The sequence below is a fragment of the Bacillus sanguinis genome, assembly GCF_018332475.1.
GTDB classification, from domain to species: domain Bacteria; phylum Bacillota; class Bacilli; order Bacillales; family Bacillaceae_G; genus Bacillus_A; species Bacillus_A sanguinis.
Map to the genome: position 1 here is coordinate 1 of NZ_BOQB01000337.1, position 4,367 is coordinate 4,367.

At 33.0% G+C, this 4,367-nt stretch carries 6 protein-coding genes; 3 read left to right on the plus strand and 3 right to left on the minus strand.

Annotation, left to right across the window (positions count from 1 at the left end; genetic code table 11):
• Window positions 1-164: 164 nt before the first annotated feature.
• Both KI369_RS25310 and KI369_RS25315 read left to right on the plus strand, forming a co-directional pair.
• Complete coding sequence (locus KI369_RS25310) at window positions 165-893, plus strand: alpha/beta fold hydrolase (RefSeq protein ID WP_212958075.1); 729 nt, start codon at window positions 165-167, stop codon at window positions 891-893.
• Between the two features lie 60 nt (window positions 894-953).
• On the plus strand, window positions 954-2,339 hold the full coding sequence (locus tag KI369_RS25315; protein WP_212958077.1) for a protoporphyrinogen oxidase: 1,386 nt from the start codon (window positions 954-956) through the stop codon (window positions 2,337-2,339).
• A gap of 73 nt (window positions 2,340-2,412) precedes the next feature.
• Here KI369_RS25315 and KI369_RS25320 read toward each other — a convergent pair whose 3' ends face one another.
• Window positions 2,413-2,961: a hypothetical protein gene (locus KI369_RS25320; protein WP_212958079.1), complete on the minus strand. Its 549-nt coding sequence runs from the start codon at window positions 2,959-2,961 to the stop codon at window positions 2,413-2,415.
• Between the two features lie 368 nt (window positions 2,962-3,329).
• On the opposite strand from KI369_RS25320, the gene KI369_RS25325 reads away from it, so the two are divergent.
• Complete coding sequence (locus tag KI369_RS25325; RefSeq protein WP_166705298.1) at window positions 3,330-3,881, plus strand: GNAT family N-acetyltransferase; 552 nt, start codon at window positions 3,330-3,332, stop codon at window positions 3,879-3,881.
• 38 nt (window positions 3,882-3,919) lie between these two features.
• Here the strand turns inward: KI369_RS25325 and KI369_RS25330 are convergent, their stop codons facing one another.
• Both KI369_RS25330 and KI369_RS25335 read right to left on the minus strand, forming a co-directional pair.
• Entirely contained in the window at window positions 3,920-4,105 is a 186-nt protein-coding gene (locus KI369_RS25330) for a cold-shock protein (RefSeq protein ID WP_000286198.1), read from the minus strand.
• Between the two features lie 86 nt (window positions 4,106-4,191).
• Window positions 4,192-4,367, minus strand: a 176-nt coding sequence (locus KI369_RS25335; protein WP_212958081.1) for a cold-shock protein, incomplete at its 5' end; no start/stop codon positions are given.

Genomic DNA, 4,367 nt, shown 5'->3' on the forward strand with positions numbered 1-4,367 from the left:
TAAGCCAAGAAATAGACAAATTGATTAATTACTTTATGTTTTTAAAATAGAAAGAACTATGACATGATGTGAAAATGTTATAGTTCTTTTTTATTTGGAAATTCAAATGTATATTCTATATACTAGTAATAGATGGAATATTCTGTTTTAAAGGAGAGGGATACATGATATTACATACGTACATTTCAGGAGAAGGGGAACCAATCGTACTTTTACATTCTGGTGGTATGACAGGTTTAGTAGAATATGAAGAGCAGGCAGCATTTTTTCGAGAACAAAATTATCAAGTTATTCGTCCTGATTTAAGAGGGCATGGAAGATCAGGAGGGACATTGGAGAATTATTTTCTACGTTCTGTTAAGGATTTATATGATACGTTAGTGCATTTACAAATTGATAGATGTCATATAGCGGGTGCTTCACTAGGGGGATTAATCGCTTTATTATTTACAAAAAAGTATCCAGAGAAAGTGAGAACATTAACTTTTTCAGGAATCTATCCGGTTAAGAGGGATAATTGGGAAGAGTCTCTGGAGTATGAAGCGAAGTGTCACGAGCAATTGATGGAAAATGAAGAAGTAGTAACGTATATGAATCAAATTCATGAAAAAAGTGATTGGAAAGCATTGCTTGAATCGTGGCAAGTTAAAGATTGGTACCCATTCGACGAAACTGGTGATGTAGCTAATCTTCAAGTACCTACACTTTGTATTGCTGGGGGAGATTCAGAAGATGAAGTTGTAGCTGCTACAACGTTCAAACAATTAAATAACAATATTCATATTGCTGTTATTCCGTTTGCCGGTCATCTAGTACATAATGATCAACCAGGAGTCTATTCGAATATATTGTCTAATTTCTTACAGAATGCGCAAGCTGCTAGTCGAATATAAGGACTTTTGGGTATAATAAGAAAGGAATTATTAATTGTATCGGTTAGGAGCGCAGCACATATGAAAACAGTTGTTGTTATCGGTGGAGGTATAACGGGACTTTCTACTATGTTTTATTTAGAAAAATTAAAAAAGGATTATAATGTTGATTTAAATTTAATCCTTGTAGAAAAAGAAAAATACTTAGGTGGTAAAATCCATAGTGTAGAAAAAAAAGAATTTATTATGGAATCAGGGGCGGATTCTATCGTTGCTCGTAATGAACATGTAATGCCGCTCGTAAAAGATTTGAATTTAGAAGAAGAAATGGTATATAACGAAACGGGTATTTCTTACATATATTCTGATAATACTTTACATCCAATCCCTTCAGATACTATATTTGGCATACCGATGAGCGCCCAGTCATTGTTTAGCAGTACGCTAGTATCAACGAAAGGGAAAATTGTTGCTTTAAAAGATTTCATAACGAAAAATAAAGACTTTACAAAAGATACTTCTCTTGCTGTATTTTTAGAAAGCTTTTTAGGGAAAGAGTTAGTGGAAAGACAAATTGCCCCAGTGCTTTCAGGTGTATATTCCGGTAAATTGAATGAACTTACTATGGCATCGACATTACCGTATTTACTGGATTATAAAAATAAATATGGAAGTATCATTAAAGGTTTTGAAGTGAATAAAAAACAGTTTCAATCAGCGGGAAACAAAAAGTTCGTATCATTTAAAGGTGGACTATCTACGATTATTAATCGTTTAGAAGAAGTACTGACTGAGACAGTTGTTAAGAAAGGTGCTGTAACGACAGCTGTAAGAAAACAAGGTGATCACTATGAAATTTCCTTTGCCAATCATGAATCAATCCAAGCTGATTATGTTGTTTTAGCAGCTCCGCATGATATCGCAGAATCTTTATTACAGTGTAATGAGTTAAACGAGCAGTTTCATACATTTAAAAACTCATCTCTTATAAGTATTTATTTAGGATTTGACATATTAGATGAACAATTACCGGCTGACGGCACAGGATTTATCGTAACGGAAAACAGTGATTTACATTGTGATGCTTGCACATGGACAAGCCGAAAGTGGAAACATACATCTGGAAAACAAAAGCTATTAGTAAGAATGTTTTATAAGAGTACCAATCCAGTATATGAAACGATTAAAAATTATAGTGAAGAAGAATTAGTACGAGTCGCTTTATATGATATCGAAAAGAGTCTCGGAATTAAAGGTGAACCAGAAGTAGTTGAAGTTACAAATTGGAAAGATTTAATGCCGAAATATCATTTAGAACATAATCAAGCAGTTCAAGCATTACAAGAAAAAATGACGGATTTTTATCCTAATGTATATTTAGCTGGTGCTTCCTATTACGGTGTCGGAATTGGTGCGTGTATTGGAAATGGAAAGAACACTGCAAATGAAATAATGGAAACATTATAGGAACCGTCAAATTAATATAGAATACATATATATAAATAAAATGTCCCTCCGTTATGCTAGAGGGACATTTTATTTATTTCACTTGAATTGAGACTTTTTTATTAGTTGTATTATTCTCGGTAATCGTTAATGTAATGTTCCCGGATTCTTTAAATGAATATGATGAGAGTTGATAGAGTTCTTTTATATTATATTGTTCTTTTAATTTATTGGCAGGAATTAAAGTAATGTTCGGTTTCCATGTTTCCTGTTTACCGGAAGGATAGTTTACTATTATTTCTGGATTATTTAATTGCATTTGTTTCCACGAGGCAAAATATAGTTTAACTTCTGCATCTTTTTTTAGTAATTCTTCTGAGAAATATCCAATCTCTCCAACATTACCGAAAATAGTAAAGTTTTGATTTTGAAGTGTGATATCTAAATGTTTCGGTTGATATGTTGCTGCGTGATAGATTCCATAGGAAAGTGAAAGAGTGGCGGCGATTAACATGCTGATTGAAAATGTTTTAAAGCTATTGCCTTTAAAACTAGTCATCATGAATGAATTTGGGGCGAACTTTTTTGCGAATAAAAATATGAGTAATATGAGTAAGAGGGATAAGCCGATGAATATATACATAGAACATTTACACCTCCACAATAAAATATGGCACTAACTATATTTTACCATAAATGTATGGGGTAGGGTGTTGGTTTAGAAGGGAAAAGTGAGTATGGGATTGAAATTATAAGATTACGAGCGGAGTGTTGGAAATGAAAATAATACAATTAATTTTTAAAATAGAGAATAAAGAGGTGATCATAGTAATTTGATCATCTCTTTATTTTTTCTAATCATGCAAATGCAAGAAGGGTTACTCTTAGTTCGTATTGAATTAAGAGAATAAGCTTCTCTTGAAATATTTGATTAATGGGACATTAAGGACTTTCCTAATTATAAATATTTTTTCTGCTATAATGAACAAGTAGAAAGAAAGGAATGATTCTATGGCATTTCCTATATTAGAAACTGAACGTTTGCGTTTAGTTGAAATAGAACAATCTTATTGTCAAAAAATATATGAAATTTTTTCATTGGATGAGGTAACATGTTATTACGGTATGAATTCCTTTACGGAGTTTGGACAAGCTTCACGTATGATTGAATCTTTTTCAAAAAATTACTTTGAGAAAAAGGCAATACGATGGGGGATTGTATTAAAAGAAACAAATACTTTAGTAGGTACAATTGGATTGAATAATTTACAGCTATGGAGTAAACGATCTGAAATTGGATATGACTTACATCCTCGTTATTGGGGGAATGGTTATGCGTCAGAAGCGGCCGGGGAAATTATTCATTATGGATTTCAAGATTTAGGCTTATTTAGAATTGGAGCTATTACATACCCTGAAAATGTTACTTCTTGTAAAATGTTATCTAAAATAGGGTTTCATAAGGAAGGGTTATTACGTGGATATATTCATCAAGGAAATAAGCAACATGATGCACTGCTGTATTCTATAGTTCGAACGGATGTAGAGGAAATAAATCTATAACAAAAAACCCCTCTTTTATAAGAGGGGTTAAGTAAAAGTTAACCTAACTTAGGTAATAAACGTTCTCCGCTTTTCATGCTACTTTTACATAAAGGGCATTTAGGCTCTTCTTCAAATGAAAAGTTCTTTCTCATCCATCCTAAACAATCCTCTGCTTCACATTCCCAGACAGGGGTTTGTTCTGGTGGTACTTCTGCTACATCGTTCTTTCGATTGCGATACATGTAACCACTCCTTTTATGTAAAAAATTTTAGTTATATATTAAAAAGGTTGTTAACCGTGCTGGTAACAACCTTTTTATTGTTCAAATTATAGCTTTACAACGTTTTTAGCTTGAGGTCCACGGTTACCGTCTTCAACTTCGAAGCTAACTTCTTGACCTTCGTCAAGAGATTTGAAGCCGTCGCCAGTGATAGCTGAGAAGTGAACGAATACGTCGTTACCGTCTGCAACTTCGATGAAACCGAAACCTTTTTCGCTGTTAA